Raw genomic sequence first — 17,885 nt, 5'->3', positions numbered from 1 at the left:
ACGCTAAACGCCAAACAGCGCAGAAAAGATCGTTACGCGCCGGGATGGCGCGGCTTGGAGGCGGTTTCCCATGCCCCGCCGATATCTGCAAGCTGAACTTCGATGCATTCGACATCAAGAACGATCTCGGCGGCGCCCGACAGCGTAATTTCGATCGTGCCTTCAGGACCCTCGCCCTTCGGCTCGAAGACGACGGAGAGGAGCGACAGCACTTCATCGCGGCGCTTGCGGTCGATGCCAGTGGAGCGGACGGCAAGAACGCGCTTGAAGACGAGGGCGGCGCGGCGGCGCTCGAAGCCCTTGCGCTTGCCGTTCGCCTCTTCCCAGACGAAGCGGTTTGCCGCGAAGGCGAACTGCGCATCCTTGGGCGACCAGGCGATGTCGCCGACCTTGAAAACGGCGTCCTGCAGATGCGCGGAGACCACGGCGAGGTCTTCACTGTCGAGTGCAAGAAGCTTCAGATCGGTCATGCAGGCTGTACCCCCGGTCGATGATGCCGCATCGCCAGTATGACGATGCGTTAGACAAGGGAAATAGGACGCCGCGCGGCAATGCGCAACTCCCAAGCGGCAATGCGGCGCGGCCGCATTGCCGGGGGATAAAAGGGCGGAAACCGCCCTTCCCTTATTCGCTGACGCGCTCGACGATCGCGCCGCAGCGCGTGAGCTTTTCTTCGAGACGCTCGAAGCCGCGATCAAGGTGATAGACGCGCGACACCATGGTCTCGCCTTCAGCCGCGAGACCAGCGATGACGAGCGATACGGAGGCGCGCAGATCGGTTGCCATGACCGGGGCGCCCTTGAGACGCGGAACGCCTTCGATCTTCGCCGTCTGGCCCGACAACGAGATCTTGGCGCCGAGGCGGGCAAGCTCCTGCACGTGCATGAAGCGGTTTTCGAAGATGGTTTCGGTGACATGGGAGACGCCCGACGAGCGGGTCATCAGCGCCATGAACTGCGCCTGCAGGTCGGTCGGGAAGCCCGGGAAGGGGTCGGTGACGACGTCGACGGGCTTGATGCCGGCGCCATTGCGCTTGATGCGCACGCCGCTATTGGTGGCCGAGACATCGGCGCCGGCGCGGCGCAGGGTTTCGAAGGCGGTTTCGAGAAGCGCCATGTCGGTGTTTTCGAGAACGACGTCACCGCCGGTCATGGCAACGGCCATGGCATAGGTGCCGGTTTCGATACGGTCCGGCAGAACGCGGTGGCGGGCGCCGGAGAGCGACTGCACGCCTTCGATGGTGATGGTCGAGGTGCCGGCGCCTGATATCTTGGCGCCCATGGCGATCAGGCAGTTGGCGAGATCGACGACTTCGGGTTCGCGGGCGGCATTGCCGATCACGGTCGTGCCGCGGGCAAGCGTTGCCGCCATCATCATGACGTGGGTGGCACCGACGGAAACCTTAGGGAAGGTGTACTTCGCACCGATCAGGCCGCCCTTCGGAGCCGTGGCGTTGATATAGCCGCTATCGATCTCAAGATTGGCGCCGAGCGCCGTCAGGCCCTCGAGGAAGAGATCGACCGGACGCGTGCCGATGGCGCAACCGCCCGGCAGCGAAACGCGGCACTGTCCCTCGCGGGCCAGCAGCGGACCGATGACCCAGAAGGATGCGCGCATCTTCGAGACCAGCTCATAGGGAGCGGTCGTATCGACGATGGTGCGGCAGGTGAAATGGATCGTGCGGGAATAGGCATCGTCCTGGCGCTCGCGGCGGCCATTGACGGCAACGTCGACGCCATGATTGCCGAGAATGCGCATGAGCAGCTCGACATCGGCCAGGTGCGGCACGTTTTCGAGGGTCAGCGTGTCGCTGGTCAAGAGCGAGGCGATCATCAGCGGCAGTGCGGCATTCTTGGCGCCGGAAATCGGGATGATGCCGTTCAGCTCATTCCCGCCGACAATTCTGATACGATCCATGGGGGCTTACGGGCTGCGCCCGCCTTTCCTGAAAGTTCTGCCTTTAAAAGGGATGGGGGTCTTTAGACGAATTCCCGCGACGCTTCAATTCGCCGCGGAGCCAACATTACGATTCGTCCATTTTTGCGGCAGGCAGGCCGATCGTCTGATCCGCCTCGCCGGAACGGCGCGCCCGGGTCTGCTGTTTGCGTCGGGAAAGATTTTCCCGAAGTTTTTCTGCAGCCCGCTCACGCCGGAGCCGGGCCTGCTCTTCGATCGCCGCCTTGCGGCCGTTTGCAGGCTTTTCGCTATTGTGTTCCATGTGTTCTGCTTACCGGATTCCCGCCCTTGTCAAAAGAGCTTCGTCGTTAATCCACGCGAAGTTGGAAATTGCGGCTTGCGCTTGTCAAGAACCTGTGGCAATAGGCGCCCCGTCCACGCAACACAGCCCAACGGCTCGAAGCGTTCCTGGTCCTGCTGCCGTAGCTCAGTGGTAGAGCACACCCTTGGTAAGGGTGAGGTCGGTGGTTCAATCCCACTCGGCAGCACCAGTTTTTCTTCTCGAAGTAGAATGGGAAGAACGTGCGACATATGCACTGCGTGACCGCAAATCAACACCAAAGGGCCGAGCAACACGAGTTGCGCAAGCGATCCGCGCCGTCTTCTCGCAGTTCAGTTTGATGGGCAACCTCTCGAAAGCAAGGCGGTGCTCTTTCCGCGATAAGACATTGCCTCTATAGGTGGCGCCACTTAGTCGGAGGCGCAAAACACTATCGAGTTCCACGTCCAAATATATAGGCAAGGGCACTCGCAGCAAATGCCATGGCCCGCTCCGCTTGAGTTGACCAGAACTCAGTCATCGAAGCGTTGTACGCCGCCATACCCCAGCAGAAGCCAACGGCAACTAGCCCAAAGACGGTCACAATGAAGGCGACATATGTGGGTGCGGATTTCTCGCCGCCGAAGGCGCGGCCAAAGAAACCGATCTCCTGCTTTCGCATATGTTCGCTGTGACGGTTATTTTCTTGTGTAAGCTTTAGCTGGAAGTCATGAGCACTAGACTGAACAGCATCGAATTCTGGGTCCGCGCCCTGTGTCTCCTTGATCGCCGCTTTAGCGGCCTGTCGATCAAACCCCGTACTCAAGCGAAATCCGATTCTTAATCACGGGAACGGAAACAGCGAACAACTTAGAAAGGCCCTCCACCGATGTGGACTGCCAGTATCTATCCAGCATGAACCGAGGCACAAGGAGGTTTCCAGCGAACGCGTTGGCTTCCTTCTCATGTGCTTCACTGCCGTTGTAGTCGGAGTCGCGCATCAGCATGGTATATTCGCTGGTTTTCGCCCACTCCCGATGAAGCATGTGGTGCCCAAGTTCATGGGCTACCGTAAAGGTCTGCCGGAGAGGGTACTCATGCGCGTTCACGATGATTGCGTTGGAATCGCAATCATAGAACCCGGAGATACCATAAAACTTGCCGCCGAACGTCGCGAACTCTACTTCCAGACCAAGTTGCCGCGCAACATCGACCGGATTAACCGGAGGCGAGGTTATACCTAAGTCATCTATGATGCCGTCCACGACCCGCTTTACACGGGCATAGTCTGGCGTGACAAGTTTCTCCAAAAGTCCACTCCGGCTCATGATGAGCCTTAGATATAGGTGATTTGCGAATCATGCACCAGAGTCCACTCTAGTGTAAGTATAGCGCGGCTAGCCGCGTACCCGCATCTCCCCCCATTGCCCCGGCAAAATAACCCGCTAAAATACTCTCATGCAGCGGCACTGCGGGAGGAACGCGAGGGGCTGGCTGCGCGTTTTGGCGTACACACTGGAGGAATACGCCTATGGCAACTGAAAGATGGGATAGTCCGGTCAAGGTGGGTTTCGAGGATACCGATGCCCGTACCGTGAACGGTCCGTTCGATGCATTGAAGTGCCTTGCCGATCTCTGGCCCGCCGCGCGCGGGTTGCGCTACCTCAAGGCCCGCAGTACCTGCCGTGCTGCACTCGATGGCCGCAAGACGGCCGAGGAAGCGCGGATGGAGTTCGTGGCAGCTGCGGAAGAGGCGAAGCTCAAGCTTCACTAAACGTCTCGCCGGGCGAGCCGGGCCTGCCCGCACTCGGGCATGGCTCACTCGCCGGGAACGGTCGCAACGTCATGCGGACTGATATCGCTGAATGCGGTTTTGCCGGCGCCGTGCCGGAACGGGATGGCCGTTAATTTTCGCTTAACCGTGGGGGAATCTGGCGCGGGATAGCCCAAGTATTGCCGTTGCGCCCTTGCGTTGTGCATCAATAGAACATCTGCAGCCATCATGATGATGGTCAGAGGCTCGTCACCCTCTGCATTATGCAGACGAGCCTCGAACAACCGATATTCTGGCAATACTTCAAGAATTTCATGCGTTAACAGCCGGCGTCGCTCTGGCTGTCCATTTCCAGATAGCCGACACCGATGATCGTTCCGTCGGGAGCGCGGATGAAGGACGGCACGTAGTGGGATTCGGGCTGCGGGCAGGCGACGGTGCCGCTATATTCGTTCAGCGCCATCTGGTCCTGCGGCAGGGCCGAATAATAATCGACATCGGTTTCGAGAGCGGCGGATGCGGGAATGGCGAAAGCGGCACTTGCAATAAAAAGGGCTGGAACCCCCAGACGGATGCAGGTCCTCATGACTATCTCCAGCGTTGAAATCCGCCCAATCAACCCGTGAAGGGCAGCTTTGGTTCCCCGCTTTTCTTCGCACGTTTTCGTGCACACTTGCCGGAACTTTTCGGGCAGCGGCGCTGTTCAATAAGGTTGAGAACAGCATGGCCGGACGAAGTAGAATTAATCATGAAAACACTGATGCTGATCATCATCGCGCTCATGGTCGCTTCCATTCTGAGTATCCTTGTCATCAAGCCCTTCGAACAGGGCGGCAGCCAGGACGACACGCCGCAAAAGACCATCCAGCAGCCGGAGCCTAAGTAGCGCCCCGCTCTTGCCCCCGCAAATTTCAGCGCGCTCTACTTGGCGAAGCGGATTTTTGGCGCCATATCAATGATGGGTCGAAATGGGGGCAGCTTTCATGTTCAAGGTCATCGTTCCGGTTTTCACCGCCGCCGCCATGCTGGTGGCCTGCAGCGCTGCCGATAGCGCCGGGCCGACGCCGATCCCGGGAAGCCTCACCTATGGCGGGCCGGCGCGCTCGAAGCTGACGAAGTCGCCGCCCGGCAGCTATGTCTATAACAGCTTCTACAATTCCAGCGGCCAGAAGGTGCAGGAGACCTATATCCTGCAGCCGGACCGGACGCTGAAGCTGACGCGCCAGGAAGTGGTTTCAGACTTCGTTTACTGACCGCGCTTGACAGGAATCACTATCAAGAACATTCAAGGAACGTCTCATAGTCCGTGACGCCAAGCGCGCGGGCGCCAACCGGACGGCTGGATGTATCTCGAAAAGCTCAACCCGCAACAGCGCATGGCCGTGGAACACGGAACCCTTACCGAGGGCAGCCATGTCGCAGGCCCGCTGCTCGTCATTGCGGGCGCCGGTTCCGGCAAGACCAACACGCTGGCCCATCGCGTCGCGCATCTGATCGTCAAGGGAGCCGATCCGCGCCGCATCCTGCTGATGACCTTTTCGCGCCGGGCCGCCTCCGAGATGGCGCGGCGCGTCGAGCGCATCTGCGCCGAAGTGCTCGGCGCCAATTCCGGCATCATGGCGGATGCGCTTGCCTGGAGCGGCACGTTCCACGGCATCGGCGCGCGGCTGCTGCGCGACTATGCCGAGCAGATCGGTGTCGATCCGGCCTTCACGATCCACGACCGGGAAGACAGCGCCGACCTGATGAATATCGTGCGCCACGATCTCGGCTTCTCAAAGACCGAGAACCGCTTTCCGACCAAGGGCACATGCCTGGCGATCTATTCGCGCGTCGTCAATTCCGAAGGCGAGCTGCCGCTCGTCTTGCGCGATGCGTTTCCGTGGTGTGCGACCTGGGAGAACCAGCTGCGCGAGCTCTTCGGCGCCTATGTCGAGGCCAAGCAGGCGCAGAACGTTCTCGACTACGACGACCTGCTGCTCTACTGGGCGCAGATGGTGGCCGAGCCGATGATTGCCGAGGATATCGGCAGTCGCTTCGACCATGTGCTCGTCGACGAATATCAGGACACCAACCGGCTGCAGTCCTCGATCCTGCTGGCGCTGAAGCCGGATGGGCAGGGGCTGACCGTCGTCGGCGACGATGCGCAGTCGATCTATTCCTTCCGCGCCGCGACGGTGCGCAACATTCTCGACTTTCCGGCCTCGTTCACGCCAGCCGCCAACATCGTGACGCTCGACCGCAACTACCGCTCGACGCAGCCGATTCTTGCCGCCGCCAATGCCGTCATCGATCTCGCCTCGGAACGCTTCACCAAGAACCTCTGGACGGAGCGGCAATCGGCCGAGCGGCCGCGCCTCGTCACCGTGCGCGACGAGGCGGATCAGGCGCGCTTCGTTGCCGACAAGGTGCTTGAGAACCGTGAGGAAGGCGTGAAGCTGAAGAGCCAGGCGGTGCTGTTCCGCGCCTCGCATCACAGCGGCGCGCTGGAAGTCGAGCTCACACGGCGCAACATTCCCTTCGTCAAATTCGGCGGGCTGAAGTTTCTGGACAGCGCGCATGTGAAGGACATGCTGGCCGCACTGCGCTTTGCGCTCAATCCGCGCGATCGCGTTGCAGGGTTCCGGCTGATGCAGATCCTGCCCGGTGTCGGGCCCTCGACGGCGCAGAAGACGCTGGATCATATGGCGGCCGATCCGAGCCCGATCCAGGCGCTTGCCGAACTGGCCGCACCGCCGCGCTCCGGCGATGACTGGACGGCCTTCGTGTCCGTGATGCAGGAGCTGAAGACCGGCAAGGCGGGATGGCCGGCCGAGATCGGGCTCGTGCGGGAATGGTACCAGCCGCATCTGGAACGGCTGCATGAGGACGCCTCGACGCGCCAGGCCGACCTGCTTCAGCTCGAGCAGATCGCCGCAGGCTATCCTTCCCGCGAGCGCTTCCTGACGGAGCTGACGCTCGATCCGCCGGATGCGACCAGCGATCAGGCCGGCGTGCCGCTGCTCGACGAGGATTATCTCATCCTCTCCACCATCCATTCGGCCAAGGGGCAGGAATGGACCAAGGTGTTCATGCTGAACGTCGTGGACGGCTGCATTCCCTCCGACCTCGCTGTCGGCACCAGCGCCGAGATCGAGGAGGAGCGGCGGCTCCTCTATGTCGCGATGACGCGGGCGAAGGACAATCTCGATCTCGTCGTGCCGCAGCGCTTCTTCACGCACGGCCAGAATGCCCAGGGCGACCGTCATGTCTATGCCGCCCGCACCCGCTTCATTCCGGCGACGCTTCTGCAGTTCTTCGAAGTCTGCGGCTGGCAGCAGGCCAAGGCCGAGACGGCGGCCAGCCAGCACGCGCGTCAGGTGCGGATCGATGTCGGCGCGCGCATGCGCGGCATGTGGCGCTAGGACCGCCTAAAGCGCCAGAGGTTTGACGCTGCCGAAAAACGGTTCAATGGCTTCCGGGCTGACGGCGGCAAGCTCGGCCGGTTTCCATTTCGGATTGCGGTCCTTGTCGATGACGGCGGCGCGCACACCTTCGTAGAAATCCGGTGTCTTCAGGATTTGCATGCAGGCGGCGAGCTCGCGGTTCAGGCATTCGGCGAGATCGGCACTCGCCCTGCCCTGGCGCAGCAGCCTCAGCGTCACCTTGAGGCTGGTCGGCGAGCGCTTGAGGATGGTGGCGCGGGTCTCGGCTGCAAACTCGCCCTCCTCTGCCTCCAGGGCCGCGACAATCTCCTCGACGCTGTCGAAGCGGAAGGCGCGGTCGATCACCTCGCGGTTATGCTGCGGGTGGCCGGCATGCGGGTGGATGGCGATATGCTTCAGCAGCGCATCGACCGCGGTCGAAGACGATCCGAGCGGCATGCGGGCCAGTGCATCGATCATCTCTGGCAAGCGGCTGGAGGCGATCTTGACGTCGGCGAGACCGGCATAGAGCGCGTCGGTGGCGTTCATTTCAAGACCTGTGAGGCCAGCCCATGTGCCGGTTTCGCCCGGCATGCGCGGCAGCAGCCAAGTGGCGCCGACATCCGGGAAGTAGCCGATGCCGGTTTCCGGCATGGCAAGCCGGGTGCGCTCGGTCACGACCCGGTGGCGGCCATGCGCCGAGAGGCCGACACCGCCGCCCATGGTGATGCCATCCATGACCGCGACATAGGGTTTCGGGAAGTGGGCGATGCGATGATTGAGCGCGAACTCCTCGCGCCAGAAGGCTTCAGCATCTCCGGATCCGGAAAGACCGCTCTGATGCAGAGCGCGGATATCGCCTCCGGCGCAGAAGCCGCGCTCGCCCTCGCCTGTGACGACCACGGTTGCGACGTCAGGGTCACCCTCGAATTCGTCAAATGCAGCATCCAGCATGCGCACCATCGGCAGCGTCAGGCTGTTGAGAGCCTTGGGGCGATTGAGGCGGACAATGCCTGCGCTGCCGCGCTTTTCGATGAAGACTTCCCGGTCGCTGTTCTTGTGCATGGTGTGCCGCGCCTCCTTGATCAGCTAATCAATAGACAGGCAGGGCACTTCGTTCCAGTGGGGATCAATACGGAAGCAGCGCGTGGAGCGGTTCGTGAGCCATCGTCATCGCGTCGCGCTGGAGCGCATAGTCGATCGCGGCGTTGAGTTTCAGCGGCCTGGAGAAGTGGTAACCCTGGGCCAGCCGGACGCCCATGGCGCGCAGGCCGTCGGCGATTTCCTCGCTCTCGACGCCTTCGGCGACCGAGGCGATGCCGAGGTTCTGGCAGAGATTGGCGACCGAGCGGGTGATGTTCATCGAGCGGACATCGCGATCGAAATTCATCACGAAGGTCTTGTCGATCTTCAGCTTGTCGAAGGCCAGGCGGTGGATATGGCTGAGGCTTGAGAAGCCGGTGCCGAAATCATCGAGCGCGATCGAAATGCCGGCGGCGCGCAGCAGGCCGATCACCTGGTCGGCGGTATCGAAGTCCGACAGCAGCGCCGTCTCGGTGATTTCGAACTCGATGCGTTTCGGATCGACGCCGGAGCGGTGGATCATCGCGAGCAGGTTCATCGAGGTCTCGTGGTCGCAGATGTCGCGGGCCGAGAGATTGAACGACAGGCAGAGATGATCGGGGATCCGCTTCAGCGCATCGAGCGCCTGGCCGAACAGCACGCGGGTCATCCGGCCGATGACGGCGGTGCGCTCGGCGGCGGGGATGAAGGCATCCGGGCTGATCCGGCCGAAGCGGGCGCTATCCCAGCGCGCCAGCGCCTCATAGCCGACAACGCGGCCGCTCTTCAGCTCGATGATCGGCTGGTATTCCAACGACAGTTCGCTGGAGAAATCGTTGGCCTGCAGCTCCAGCTCGATCTGATAGCGCTGGTTCAGGATCTTCTCGTGCTCCGAAGAGAAGAACTCGACGCCGCCGCGGCGCTTGCTCTTGACCTGATAGAGGGCGAAGTCCGCCTTCTCATAGAGGTCTTCGGCGGTGGAATCACGATCCTCGGGATAGACGATGCCGCAGGAGGCCGAGACGCGGACCGAACCGTCGGGGATTTCGAAGGCTTCGTGCACGGAGGCGCAGAGGGCATGGCCGAGATCGGCGACATCCTTGCGGCTGATGCCCTGCGGGAAGATGAGGCCGAATTCGTCGCCGCCGAGACGCGAGACGACCGCTTCGCTGCCGGCAAGTGCGGCAAAGCGGCGGGCGGTTTCCTTCAGCACGAGATCGCCTGCCGAATGGCCGAAGACGTCGTTGACCGGCTTGAAGCCGTCGAGATCGATGATGCCGATGACAGGCGGCTCGTTGGGATTCTGCTGCAGCAGGCGCTCCAGCGACAGGAAGAAGCTGCGGCGGTTGGCAAGACCGGTCAGCTGGTCCTGCAGCGCGTTGCGGCTGTTGACGAGATTGAGCTCTTCGGCTTCGGCCTGCTTCTTCTCCAGCTCCTCGGTCATCTGCACGAGACCGGCGAAGTTCTGGAAGTAGCTGTTGATCACCCGGAGGAACGGCAGGATCAGGAAGAGGCCGCTGACGGCAGTGGCGATGAAAACCGGATTGCCCGAGGACAGGAAGGTCAGCGCCATCGCGGTGAAGGTGATGACCGTGGTGATTGCAGCCGCGATCGGCAGATGCATGAGACAGAAGATGCAGGAAATGCCAGTCACGACCAGGAAATAGGCGATCTGGCCCTGCTGAAAGGCATTGCCATAGCTATAAAGCGCCACCGCCCAGAAGCCGAAAGCAACCGTCAGGATGCAGGAGCCGACGATCGTGAAGCGCATCAGCTTGTAGGCGCGCTCGGGGGTAACGTTTTCCTTGCCGTTGATTTCCCACCAACAGAGACGGAAGAGGCAGACGACGCTGAGGCCGGTCGGAATATAGAGCGCCAGCCAGAGCGGCGCGGTCTTGATATGGGTGATCGCGACGGAGAGCGCGTTGATGATCAGCAAGACATAGAGAATCGGGATCTGTGTCGACAGAGCCTGAAACTGTGCCATCAAGAACTTCGGGTTGTCTTTTTGCAGCCGTAGCGAAGCGATGAAGCTTTTCATTGTCCCTTTTCCCTTGGCCACAGAACAGCCAGAGAAAGCTTGATTTTTTCTTAGTTTCGCTGTTTTCGCACGGCTATCCCGCCGCGGATGGTAAATGTCGTGTTAGCGCGATCAGAACGACGCGGCAGCCAGTTCGCGGTAGATGCCCTGCAGATCGCCGACGCGGCGATGCATCAGCTCCAGTTCCCAGTCGAGTGCGCTGCGCACGATGGTTTCGAGCGCATCATGCTGCGGCACCCAGCCGAGCACGCGGCGCGCCAAGGTTGCGTCGGCGACGACACTCGCGGAATCGCCGGGGCGGCGTGGTGCCATGTGGATCTTGAAGGAGTGGCCGTGAACGCGGGTGACCATGTTCAGCACGTCGAGAACCGAATAGCCGAAACCATAGCCGCAGTTGGCGACCAGCGAACCCTTGCCCTGGCGCAGGTGCTGCAGCGCCTTCAGGTGCGCATCGGCGAGATCGGTGACGTGGATATAGTCGCGCACGCCGGTTCCGTCATGGGTCGGGTAATCGACGCCGTAGACGCTGACGCCGTCGCGCTTGCCGAGAGCGGCTTCGCAGGCGACCTTGATCAGATGCGTGGCGCCATTGGTGGACTGGCCAGCGCGGCCCTGCGGGTCGGCTCCGGCTACGTTGAAATAGCGCAGTGCCACATAGTTGAAATCATAGGCTGCAGCGGCATCGCGCAGCATGAACTCGGTCATCAGCTTCGACTGGCCGTAGGGATTTTCAGGATTGAGGGTCGCGGTTTCCTTGACCGGATCCGACGTCTTCTGCGGGCCATAGACGGCGGCGGTCGACGAGAAGACGAAATGGCGGACACCGGCTTCGATAGAGGCGCTGAGCAGCGCGCGAGTCTTGCCGGAATTGTTGTCGTAGTATGAGAGCGGATCGGCGACAGAGACCGGCACGACGGCCGAACCGGCGAAGTGAATGATCGCCTCGATATCATTTTCGATGAAGATGGTCCGCAGGATTTCGGGGTCTGCGACATCGCCGAGATAGAAGCGGGCCGCCGGCGCCACCGCCCAGCGGAAGCCCGTCGACAGACGGTCGAGAACGACGACGTCCTCACCTGCCTCCAGCAGTGTCCAGACCATATGGCTGCCGATATAGCCAGCGCCGCCCGTCACCAAGATTGCCATGTCCCGCATTCCCTGTTTTATCGCACAGGGGCATCAGACGGATTTTCCCTTTCGGATTTTCTTATCAAAGGCCCGTTTTGGGCCGTTCCGGCGGGTAAGTTTGCGGGTGTGGTTAGAGGCCGATTTCGGCTTTCGCTACAATTTTATCGAACCGGCCGAATCCGGGGCAGATGCCCGGCTGAGGGAGCCGGGCATGCCGTGTTCAGCGGCTCATGATGTAGTCGCAAAGACGCTCGGCGGCGATGCGCACCTGAGCCGGATCGCGCAGGAAGCAGGCGCGCAGGAAGAGCTCGCCACCAGCGCCGAAGGCCGCACCGGGCGCCAGGCCGACGCCGGTCTTGTCGACTATATCGAGCGCCGCCTTGCGGCTGTCGGTGACGCCGTCGATCTTCAGGAACGCATAGAGCGCGCCATCGGGCTTCAAGGTCTCGACACGATTGGTGGCAATCAGCGCGTCGCAGAGGATATCGCGGGCTTCGGTGGCCTTGCGGACGTTGGCGGCGACGAAATCGTCGCCGTGGTTGAGCGCCGCGACCGCGCCCTTCTGCATGAACTGCGCGACACCCGAAGTCGAATACTGGATCAGGTTTTCGAGCACCTGGCCGGTTTCCGGCGGGCCGACGATCCAGCCGACGCGCCAGCCGGTCATAGACCAGTTCTTCGAGAAGGAATTGACGAAGAAGATCTTGTCGCCGGGCTCCATGACATCGAAGAACGACGGCGCGCGGCCGCCGGCATAGAAGTAGCGGGCGTATATCTCGTCGGCCATGATCCAGAGACCGTGCTTGCGGGCGATTTCGAGGATCTGTTTCAAATCCTGCTTCGTCGCCGTCCAGCCCGTCGGGTTCGACGGCGTGTTGACGAAGAGGCCTTTGGTCTTCGGCGTAACGGCCGCTTCGATGCGGTCGAGATCGACAGCCCATGTGCCGCCTTCGAACTGCAGCTCGACGCCTACAGAGCGGGCACCGGCGATTTCGAGGGCTGCCGCGATATTCGGCCAGGCGGGCGTCAGGTAGACGATTTCGTCGCCGGGCGAGGTCATCGCCTGCACGGCGATCTGGATCGCCTGCATGCCGGAGCCGGTGACGTAGAAATGTTCAGGAGACAGCGTCACGCCGAAGTGGCGGGCATAGTAATCCGAGAGCGCCTGGCGAAGCTCCGGGATGCCGCGCTGCCAAGTGTAGAAGGTCTCGCCGGCCGCCAACGCATCCATCGCCGCCTTGCTGATGAAATCGGGCGTCGGCAGATCGCCTTCGCCGACCCAAAGCGGCAGCAGGCCTTCGCGGCCGCGTGCATAATTGACGACTTCGACGATCCCGCTTTCGGGTGCCGTGATGGCGCGCGGGCTGAGGCTATTGACGATCGACATGAAGGACTCCGGTTTTGGCCTTCATAGAACAAAACCCGGCGCAAATCCCAATGAGAATGCGTGATGTCACATCGATTTTCGTGATGGATTGAGCCCTGCCGGAAAGCAGGGCTCAAATGCCCCCGGATCAGGCCGGGCGCTTGGCCAGGAGATCGCGGATTTCGGTGAGAAGCGCGACATCGGCCGGCGGCGGCGCAGCTTCCGCAGCCTTCTCCTCGTTGCGCTCGACCTGCTTGCGCAGCGTGTTCACGCCCTTGACCATCAGGAAGATGATCCAGGCGAGGATCATGAAGTTGATGACGACGGTGATAAAGTTGCCGTAGGCGAAGACGGCGCCCTGGGCACGGGCGGCAGCCAGCGTCGGTGCATTGACCGCCGACGACAGGCCGATGAAGTAGTTGGAGAAGTCGAAGCCACCGAAGATGGCGCCAACGATAGGCATGATGATATCGTCGACAAGCGACTTGACGATACCGCCGAAAGCGCCACCGATAATGACACCGACCGCCAGGTCCATGACGTTACCGCGGGCAATAAACGCTTTGAATTCGTTGAGCATCCGATCTGTCTCCCTCTGAAGTGCTCTCACTGACAGTCCGTGCGCTAATTAGCTACATCTCCGCCACAATTATTCAATTGTTAATTTTGAATAATCACCGCTTCCTACGTCTTGGACTTAATGCCTAGATCACCCCAATTTCCAAAGTGGGGGATTTCACCTAATCTCGCATGCATCAGGGAGAACCGGCGCATGACACGCCGGTGGAGGATCGATGCTTCCGGGTTGGGTGATCATTGCTTCTGCCTTCGGCTACATGCTTCTGCTGTTTGCCGTCGCAAGCTATGGCGACCGCAAGAGCCGCCGGCTCGGCACTCTTGAGGGCGGCTGGCCTGTTGTCTATGCGCTGAGCCTGGCGATCTACTGCACCTCCTGGACCTATTTCGGCGGCGTCGGCCTCGCCTCGCAGCATGGGCTTGAGTTCGCCGGCATCTATATCGGCCCGATCCTCGTCTTCACGCTCGGCATGCCGGTATTGAGGCGGATCATCGAACTCGCCAAGGCCGAGAAGCTCACTTCCGTCGCCGACTTCATCGCGGCGCGCTACGGGAAAAATTCAACCGTCGCGACGATCGTGGCGCTGATATCGCTGGTCGGCGTCATCCCCTATATCGCGCTGCAGCTGAAGGCGATTTCGAGCACGGTATCAGTCGTCGTCAATCCGCAGGATTACGGCATCGGCAGCGGCAATCTCTATTTCCTCGACCTGCCGCTGATCGTGACGCTGGTGCTTGCCTGTTTTGCCGTGATGTTCGGCACCCGCCACACGGATGCGACCGAACATCAGGACGGGCTGATTCTTGCGGTCTCTATGGAATCCGTCGTCAAGCTCATCGCCTTCCTGACGGCCGGGGTCTGTGTCATCTGGTTCCTGTTCGACGGGCCGATGGACCTGTGGGAGAAAAGTGCGACAAACCCGCTGGTGACGGCGGCGCTGGAATACCAGACGCCGATCAGCCGCTGGATCGTGCTGACGCTGCTTTCGGCCTTCGCGATCATCATGCTGCCGCGACAATTCCATGTGACGGTCGTCGAAAACCGGACGGCCAAGCAACTGAAGCTCGCGGGCTACCTGTTCCCGCTCTATCTCATCGCCATCAATCTCTTCGTGCTGCCTGTGGCAATCGGTGGATTGCTGACCTTTGGCGGCGCCGGCAATGCCGACCTCTATGTGCTGTCGCTGCCGCTGGCGGGCCAGATGCCGGTCGTTTCGCTGATCACCTTCATCGGCGGCTTCTCGGCGGCTACGGCGATGGTGATCGTCGATTCCGTGGCGTTGTCGATCATGGTGTCGAACGACATCATCATGCCGATCTTCCTGCGGCGGAAGCTTGCCGGGCGGGCCAGCCAGCGTGACGATTTCGCCAAGACGCTGCTCAATATCCGCCGCAGCGCGATCTTCGCGGTGCTGCTGCTCGGCTATGCCTATTACCGGTCGACCGACAGCACGGCGGGCCTCGCCTCGATCGGCCTGCTCTCCTTTGCGGCAATCGGCCAGATCGCGCCGGCACTGTTCGGCGGTCTCATCTGGCGGCGGGCGAATGCGCGGGGCGCGATCCTCGGCCTCACCTCCGGCTTCGTCATCTGGTTCTATCTGCTGTTCCTGCCCTCGCTCGGCGGGCCTGACTATTCCTATATCGCCAGCGGCTTCCTAGGCTTCCTGTTCCCCGGCACGACGGTTTTCACCGCTCCGGATGCCGATCCGCTGGTGAACGCAACGGCCATGAGCCTGCTCGTCAACACCGCCTTCTTCATCGTCGGGTCGATGACGCGCAATGCGCGGCCGCTGGAGCGCATCCAGGCGGGCATCTTCGTCAAGCGCCAGTCGCGCTCGCAGTTCGCCACGCGCGGCTGGAAGACGCGGATCAGCGTCGGCGACCTGAAGGCGGCGATTGCCCGCTATCTCGGCGAGGAGCGCATGCAGCGTTCGCTCGCGACCTATGAGCAGAGCTCCGGCCGCAAGCTCGAAGACGACCAGCCGGCCGACATGGCGCTGATCCACTTCACCGAACAGCTGCTCGGCAGCGCCATCGGTTCGTCGTCGGCACGGCTCGTGCTGTCGCTGATCCTGCAGAAGATCGAGGATGCCTCTTCCGATACGGCCTGGCTGCTCGACCAGGCGAGCGAGGCGCTGCAATATAACCAGGACATGCTGCAGACGGCGCTTTCGCAGATGGACCAGGGCATCGCCGTTTTCGACAGTTCCAACCAGCTGACGATCTGGAACCGGCGCTTCCGCCAGCTGCTTGACATGCCCGAGGATGCCGGCCGCGTCGGCTTTCCGCTGTCGGAGATCGTCGCCATTCTCGGCCAGCGCGGCGATATCGCGCCCGCCGATCTGGTGCAGACCGTTCGTCACTTCCAGACGCTCGACAAGCCCTTCTCGCTGGTGCTTGGCGGCGGCGAGCGGATCATCGAAGTGCGCTCCAATGCCATGCCCGACAAGGGCATCGTTGCGACCTTCACCGACATCACCCAGCGCGTCGCCGCAGACCGGGCCCTGAAGCAGGCGAACGAGACGCTGGAGCAGCGTGTTGCCGAGCGCACCGTAGAGCTGACCCGGGTGAACCACGAGCTTGGCGAAGCGCGGGCCGCCGCCGACGAGGCGAATATCGGCAAGACGCGCTTCTTCGCCGCCGCCGGCCACGACATTCTGCAGCCGCTGAATGCGGCCCGGCTCTACTCCTCGGCGCTGGTGGAGCGGATGGCGCAGTCGGACAACGGGCCGATCGTGCGCAACATCGATTCGGCGCTGGAATCCGTCGAGACCATTCTCGGCGCGGTGCTCGATATCTCCCGGCTCGATACCGGCGCCATGCGGCCGCGGCTGACGACGGTGCCGCTCTCCGACCTGCTTCAGCGGATCGAGACTGACTTCGCGCCGATCGCGCGTGAGAAGAAGCTCAAGCTTACCGTCATGCCGACGACGCTGCGGGTGCGCTCCGACCCCAATCTTCTGCGTCGTCTCGTGCAGAACCTCGTCTCGAACGCCATCAAGTATACGCTGACGGGCAAGGTGCTGGTCGGGGTCCGGCGGCGTGGCGACAAGGTGGTGATCCAGGTGATGGATTCCGGCATAGGCATTCCGCCCTCGAAATTCCGCACCGTCTTCAAGGAATTCGCCCGTCTCGACGAGGGCGCGAAGACGGCGACTGGGCTTGGGCTTGGCCTGTCGATCGTCGATCGCATCGCCCGCGTTCTGAACCATCCGGTCGAGCTGCATTCGACCCATGGCAAGGGCACGGATTTCCGCATCGTCATGCCGCTCGATGTGACGAAGGCAGGGAGCGCGCCTGTCGCTACCGTTGCGGCCGAACGTCAGACGCAGACGCTGCGCGGTCTCAACATCCTCTGCATCGACAACGAGCCGAAGATCCTCGAGGGGATGCGGCTCCTGATTTCCGGCTGGGGTTGCGAGGTGCAGTCGCTGGCCTCGCTTGCGGAGGTCGCTGATTTCCGCTCGGCGGCGCCCGATCTGGTTATCGCCGATTACCATCTCGACGATGGAACCGGCATTGCCGCCATTCTCAATCTCCGGCAGCGTTTCGGAGCCGAGCTTCCGGCTCTGCTGCTGACCGCCGACCGGACGCTGGAAATCCGCGCCGAGGCAGAGCGCTACGGCATTGCCGTGCAGCACAAGCCGGTGCGCCCGGCAGCGCTGCGCGCCTTCATCACCCAGATTTCAGGGCAGAAGCGGGCCGCGGCGGAATAGATTTCATCATGTCTTCGACCAGCACCGCAACGCGCTCCGGCCCCAAGGCCGTGTCGAAGAGGATGCGGTAGATGATCGGCGCGACGACCCGATCCAGCACATGCTCGATATCCGGGAAGGCCTCGCCGCGGCGGGCGGCGCGGGCGGCGATCACGCCGATCTGCTGGCGGGTGAAATCACAGCATTGCTGCGCGCCCGCGGCCTCGATGGAAGCGAGCGTGTCGCGGATCACCTGGCGTCCGGGGCCGGAGGCCATTTCCTCGGCATATTGCTCCGCCCATTGCTGCAGGTCGCGCTGGGCGTTGCCGGTATCCACCGGTTGCATGTCCGGCCGCAGGCGCTCGACGGCGACGTCTGCCAACAGCTCGCGCAGATCGCCCCAGCGGCGATAGATCGTCGAGGGCGTGACGCCGGCTTCGGTGGCGATCAGCGGCACGGTGATCTCGGCGCGATCCATCTTCGCCAGGAGATCCTGCACGGCCTTGTGCACCGATGCCTGAACCCTTGCGCTTCTGCCGCCCGGACGCGGGCCTTCCCTGCCTGCCATCCCTCTTACCCTGCCTTTCCTGCCCGGCGTCGATCGTTCAGCGATTCTCATAGAAC

The 17,885-nt window shown here is 62.0% G+C and carries 18 protein-coding genes and 1 tRNA gene; 6 read left to right on the top strand and 13 right to left on the bottom strand.

The window, feature by feature from the left end; translation table 11 throughout:
- Window positions 1–32: 32 nt before the first annotated feature.
- The 3 genes from ABIE40_RS02720 to ABIE40_RS02710 form a co-directional block, all read right to left on the bottom strand.
- Entirely contained in the window at window positions 33–470 is a 438-nt protein-coding gene (locus ABIE40_RS02720; RefSeq protein WP_112713398.1) for a DUF2948 family protein, read from the bottom strand.
- Between the two features lie 154 nt (window positions 471–624).
- The gene (gene murA / locus ABIE40_RS02715) at window positions 625–1,917 is read right to left on the bottom strand and encodes a UDP-N-acetylglucosamine 1-carboxyvinyltransferase (RefSeq protein WP_199626170.1); all 1,293 of its coding nucleotides are present in this window, start codon (window positions 1,915–1,917) and stop codon (window positions 625–627) included.
- A 106-nt stretch (window positions 1,918–2,023) separates the two neighbouring features.
- Window positions 2,024–2,218, bottom strand: coding sequence for a hypothetical protein (locus tag ABIE40_RS02710; protein ID WP_112713402.1), 195 nt, complete (start codon window positions 2,216–2,218; stop codon window positions 2,024–2,026).
- Between the two features lie 154 nt (window positions 2,219–2,372).
- On the opposite strand from ABIE40_RS02710, the gene ABIE40_RS02705 reads away from it, so the two are divergent.
- Window positions 2,373–2,447 (top strand) — tRNA-Thr (locus ABIE40_RS02705).
- Between the two features lie 219 nt (window positions 2,448–2,666).
- Here ABIE40_RS02705 and ABIE40_RS02700 read toward each other — a convergent pair.
- Together ABIE40_RS02700 and ABIE40_RS02695 are read right to left on the bottom strand one after the other, a co-directional pair.
- Window positions 2,667–3,041: a hypothetical protein gene (locus ABIE40_RS02700; RefSeq protein ID WP_199626169.1), complete on the bottom strand. Its 375-nt coding sequence runs from the start codon at window positions 3,039–3,041 to the stop codon at window positions 2,667–2,669.
- Window positions 3,025–3,525, bottom strand: a complete 501-nt coding sequence (locus ABIE40_RS02695) for an ImmA/IrrE family metallo-endopeptidase (protein ID WP_199626168.1) — start codon at window positions 3,523–3,525, stop codon at window positions 3,025–3,027. The genes ABIE40_RS02700 and ABIE40_RS02695 overlap by 17 nt, the downstream gene beginning before the upstream one ends.
- 221 nt (window positions 3,526–3,746) lie before the next feature.
- Here ABIE40_RS02695 and ABIE40_RS02690 point away from each other — a divergent pair, with 221 nt between their 5' ends.
- Complete coding sequence (locus ABIE40_RS02690; protein ID WP_199626167.1) at window positions 3,747–3,989, top strand: DUF982 domain-containing protein; 243 nt, start codon at window positions 3,747–3,749, stop codon at window positions 3,987–3,989.
- Window positions 3,990–4,033: 44 nt separating this feature from the next.
- Here ABIE40_RS02690 and ABIE40_RS02685 read toward each other — a convergent pair whose 3' ends face one another.
- Window positions 4,034–4,273: a hypothetical protein gene (locus ABIE40_RS02685; RefSeq protein WP_199626166.1), complete on the bottom strand. Its 240-nt coding sequence runs from the start codon at window positions 4,271–4,273 to the stop codon at window positions 4,034–4,036.
- A 35-nt stretch (window positions 4,274–4,308) separates the two neighbouring features.
- Entirely contained in the window at window positions 4,309–4,575 is a 267-nt protein-coding gene (locus ABIE40_RS02680) for a hypothetical protein (RefSeq protein WP_112713410.1), read from the bottom strand.
- Between the two features lie 162 nt (window positions 4,576–4,737).
- Between ABIE40_RS02680 and ABIE40_RS02675 the strand changes: the two genes are divergently transcribed.
- The 3 genes from ABIE40_RS02675 to ABIE40_RS02665 all read left to right on the top strand — a co-directional run bounded on the left by ABIE40_RS02675 (window position 4,738) and on the right by ABIE40_RS02665 (window position 7,393).
- The gene (locus ABIE40_RS02675; protein ID WP_162708636.1) at window positions 4,738–4,875 is read left to right on the top strand and encodes a hypothetical protein; all 138 of its coding nucleotides are present in this window, start codon (window positions 4,738–4,740) and stop codon (window positions 4,873–4,875) included.
- A 136-nt stretch (window positions 4,876–5,011) separates the two neighbouring features.
- Window positions 5,012–5,242, top strand: a complete 231-nt coding sequence (locus ABIE40_RS02670; RefSeq protein ID WP_246777543.1) for a hypothetical protein — start codon at window positions 5,012–5,014, stop codon at window positions 5,240–5,242.
- Window positions 5,243–5,332: 90 nt separating this feature from the next.
- The gene (locus tag ABIE40_RS02665) at window positions 5,333–7,393 is read left to right on the top strand and encodes an ATP-dependent helicase (RefSeq protein WP_199626165.1); all 2,061 of its coding nucleotides are present in this window, start codon (window positions 5,333–5,335) and stop codon (window positions 7,391–7,393) included.
- Window positions 7,394–7,399: 6 nt separating this feature from the next.
- Here the strand turns inward: ABIE40_RS02665 and ABIE40_RS02660 are convergent, their stop codons facing one another.
- From ABIE40_RS02660 to mscL, 5 genes are all read right to left on the bottom strand, one after another.
- Window positions 7,400–8,458, bottom strand: a complete 1,059-nt coding sequence (locus ABIE40_RS02660; RefSeq protein WP_199626164.1) for an enoyl-CoA hydratase/isomerase family protein — start codon at window positions 8,456–8,458, stop codon at window positions 7,400–7,402.
- Window positions 8,459–8,522: 64 nt separating this feature from the next.
- A complete protein-coding gene (locus tag ABIE40_RS02655; RefSeq protein WP_199626163.1) occupies window positions 8,523–10,496 on the bottom strand; it encodes a putative bifunctional diguanylate cyclase/phosphodiesterase in 1,974 nt (657 codons plus the stop codon).
- Between the two features lie 111 nt (window positions 10,497–10,607).
- On the bottom strand, window positions 10,608–11,642 hold the full coding sequence (gene galE, locus ABIE40_RS02650; RefSeq protein ID WP_199626162.1) for a UDP-glucose 4-epimerase GalE: 1,035 nt from the start codon (window positions 11,640–11,642) through the stop codon (window positions 10,608–10,610).
- Between the two features lie 202 nt (window positions 11,643–11,844).
- Complete coding sequence (locus ABIE40_RS02645; RefSeq protein WP_199626161.1) at window positions 11,845–13,011, bottom strand: pyridoxal phosphate-dependent aminotransferase; 1,167 nt, start codon at window positions 13,009–13,011, stop codon at window positions 11,845–11,847.
- Window positions 13,012–13,138: 127 nt separating this feature from the next.
- Window positions 13,139–13,570: a large conductance mechanosensitive channel protein MscL gene (gene mscL, locus ABIE40_RS02640; RefSeq protein ID WP_112713422.1), complete on the bottom strand. Its 432-nt coding sequence runs from the start codon at window positions 13,568–13,570 to the stop codon at window positions 13,139–13,141.
- A 214-nt stretch (window positions 13,571–13,784) separates the two neighbouring features.
- Here mscL and ABIE40_RS02635 point away from each other — a divergent pair, with 214 nt between their 5' ends.
- On the top strand, window positions 13,785–17,282 hold the full coding sequence (locus tag ABIE40_RS02635) for a PAS-domain containing protein (protein ID WP_199626160.1): 3,498 nt from the start codon (window positions 13,785–13,787) through the stop codon (window positions 17,280–17,282).
- Here ABIE40_RS02635 and ABIE40_RS02630 read toward each other — a convergent pair.
- Entirely contained in the window at window positions 17,242–17,829 is a 588-nt protein-coding gene (locus ABIE40_RS02630) for a TetR/AcrR family transcriptional regulator (protein ID WP_199626159.1), read from the bottom strand. The genes ABIE40_RS02635 and ABIE40_RS02630 overlap by 41 nt on opposite strands.
- Window positions 17,830–17,885: the final 56 nt, after the last annotated feature.

The organism is Rhizobium sp. OAE497, assembly GCF_040546565.1.
In the GTDB taxonomy this organism is placed as follows: domain Bacteria; phylum Pseudomonadota; class Alphaproteobacteria; order Rhizobiales; family Rhizobiaceae; genus Rhizobium.
The sequence above is the reverse complement of the archived record's forward strand: the minus strand, read 5'-3'. Positions and strand labels throughout refer to the sequence as shown.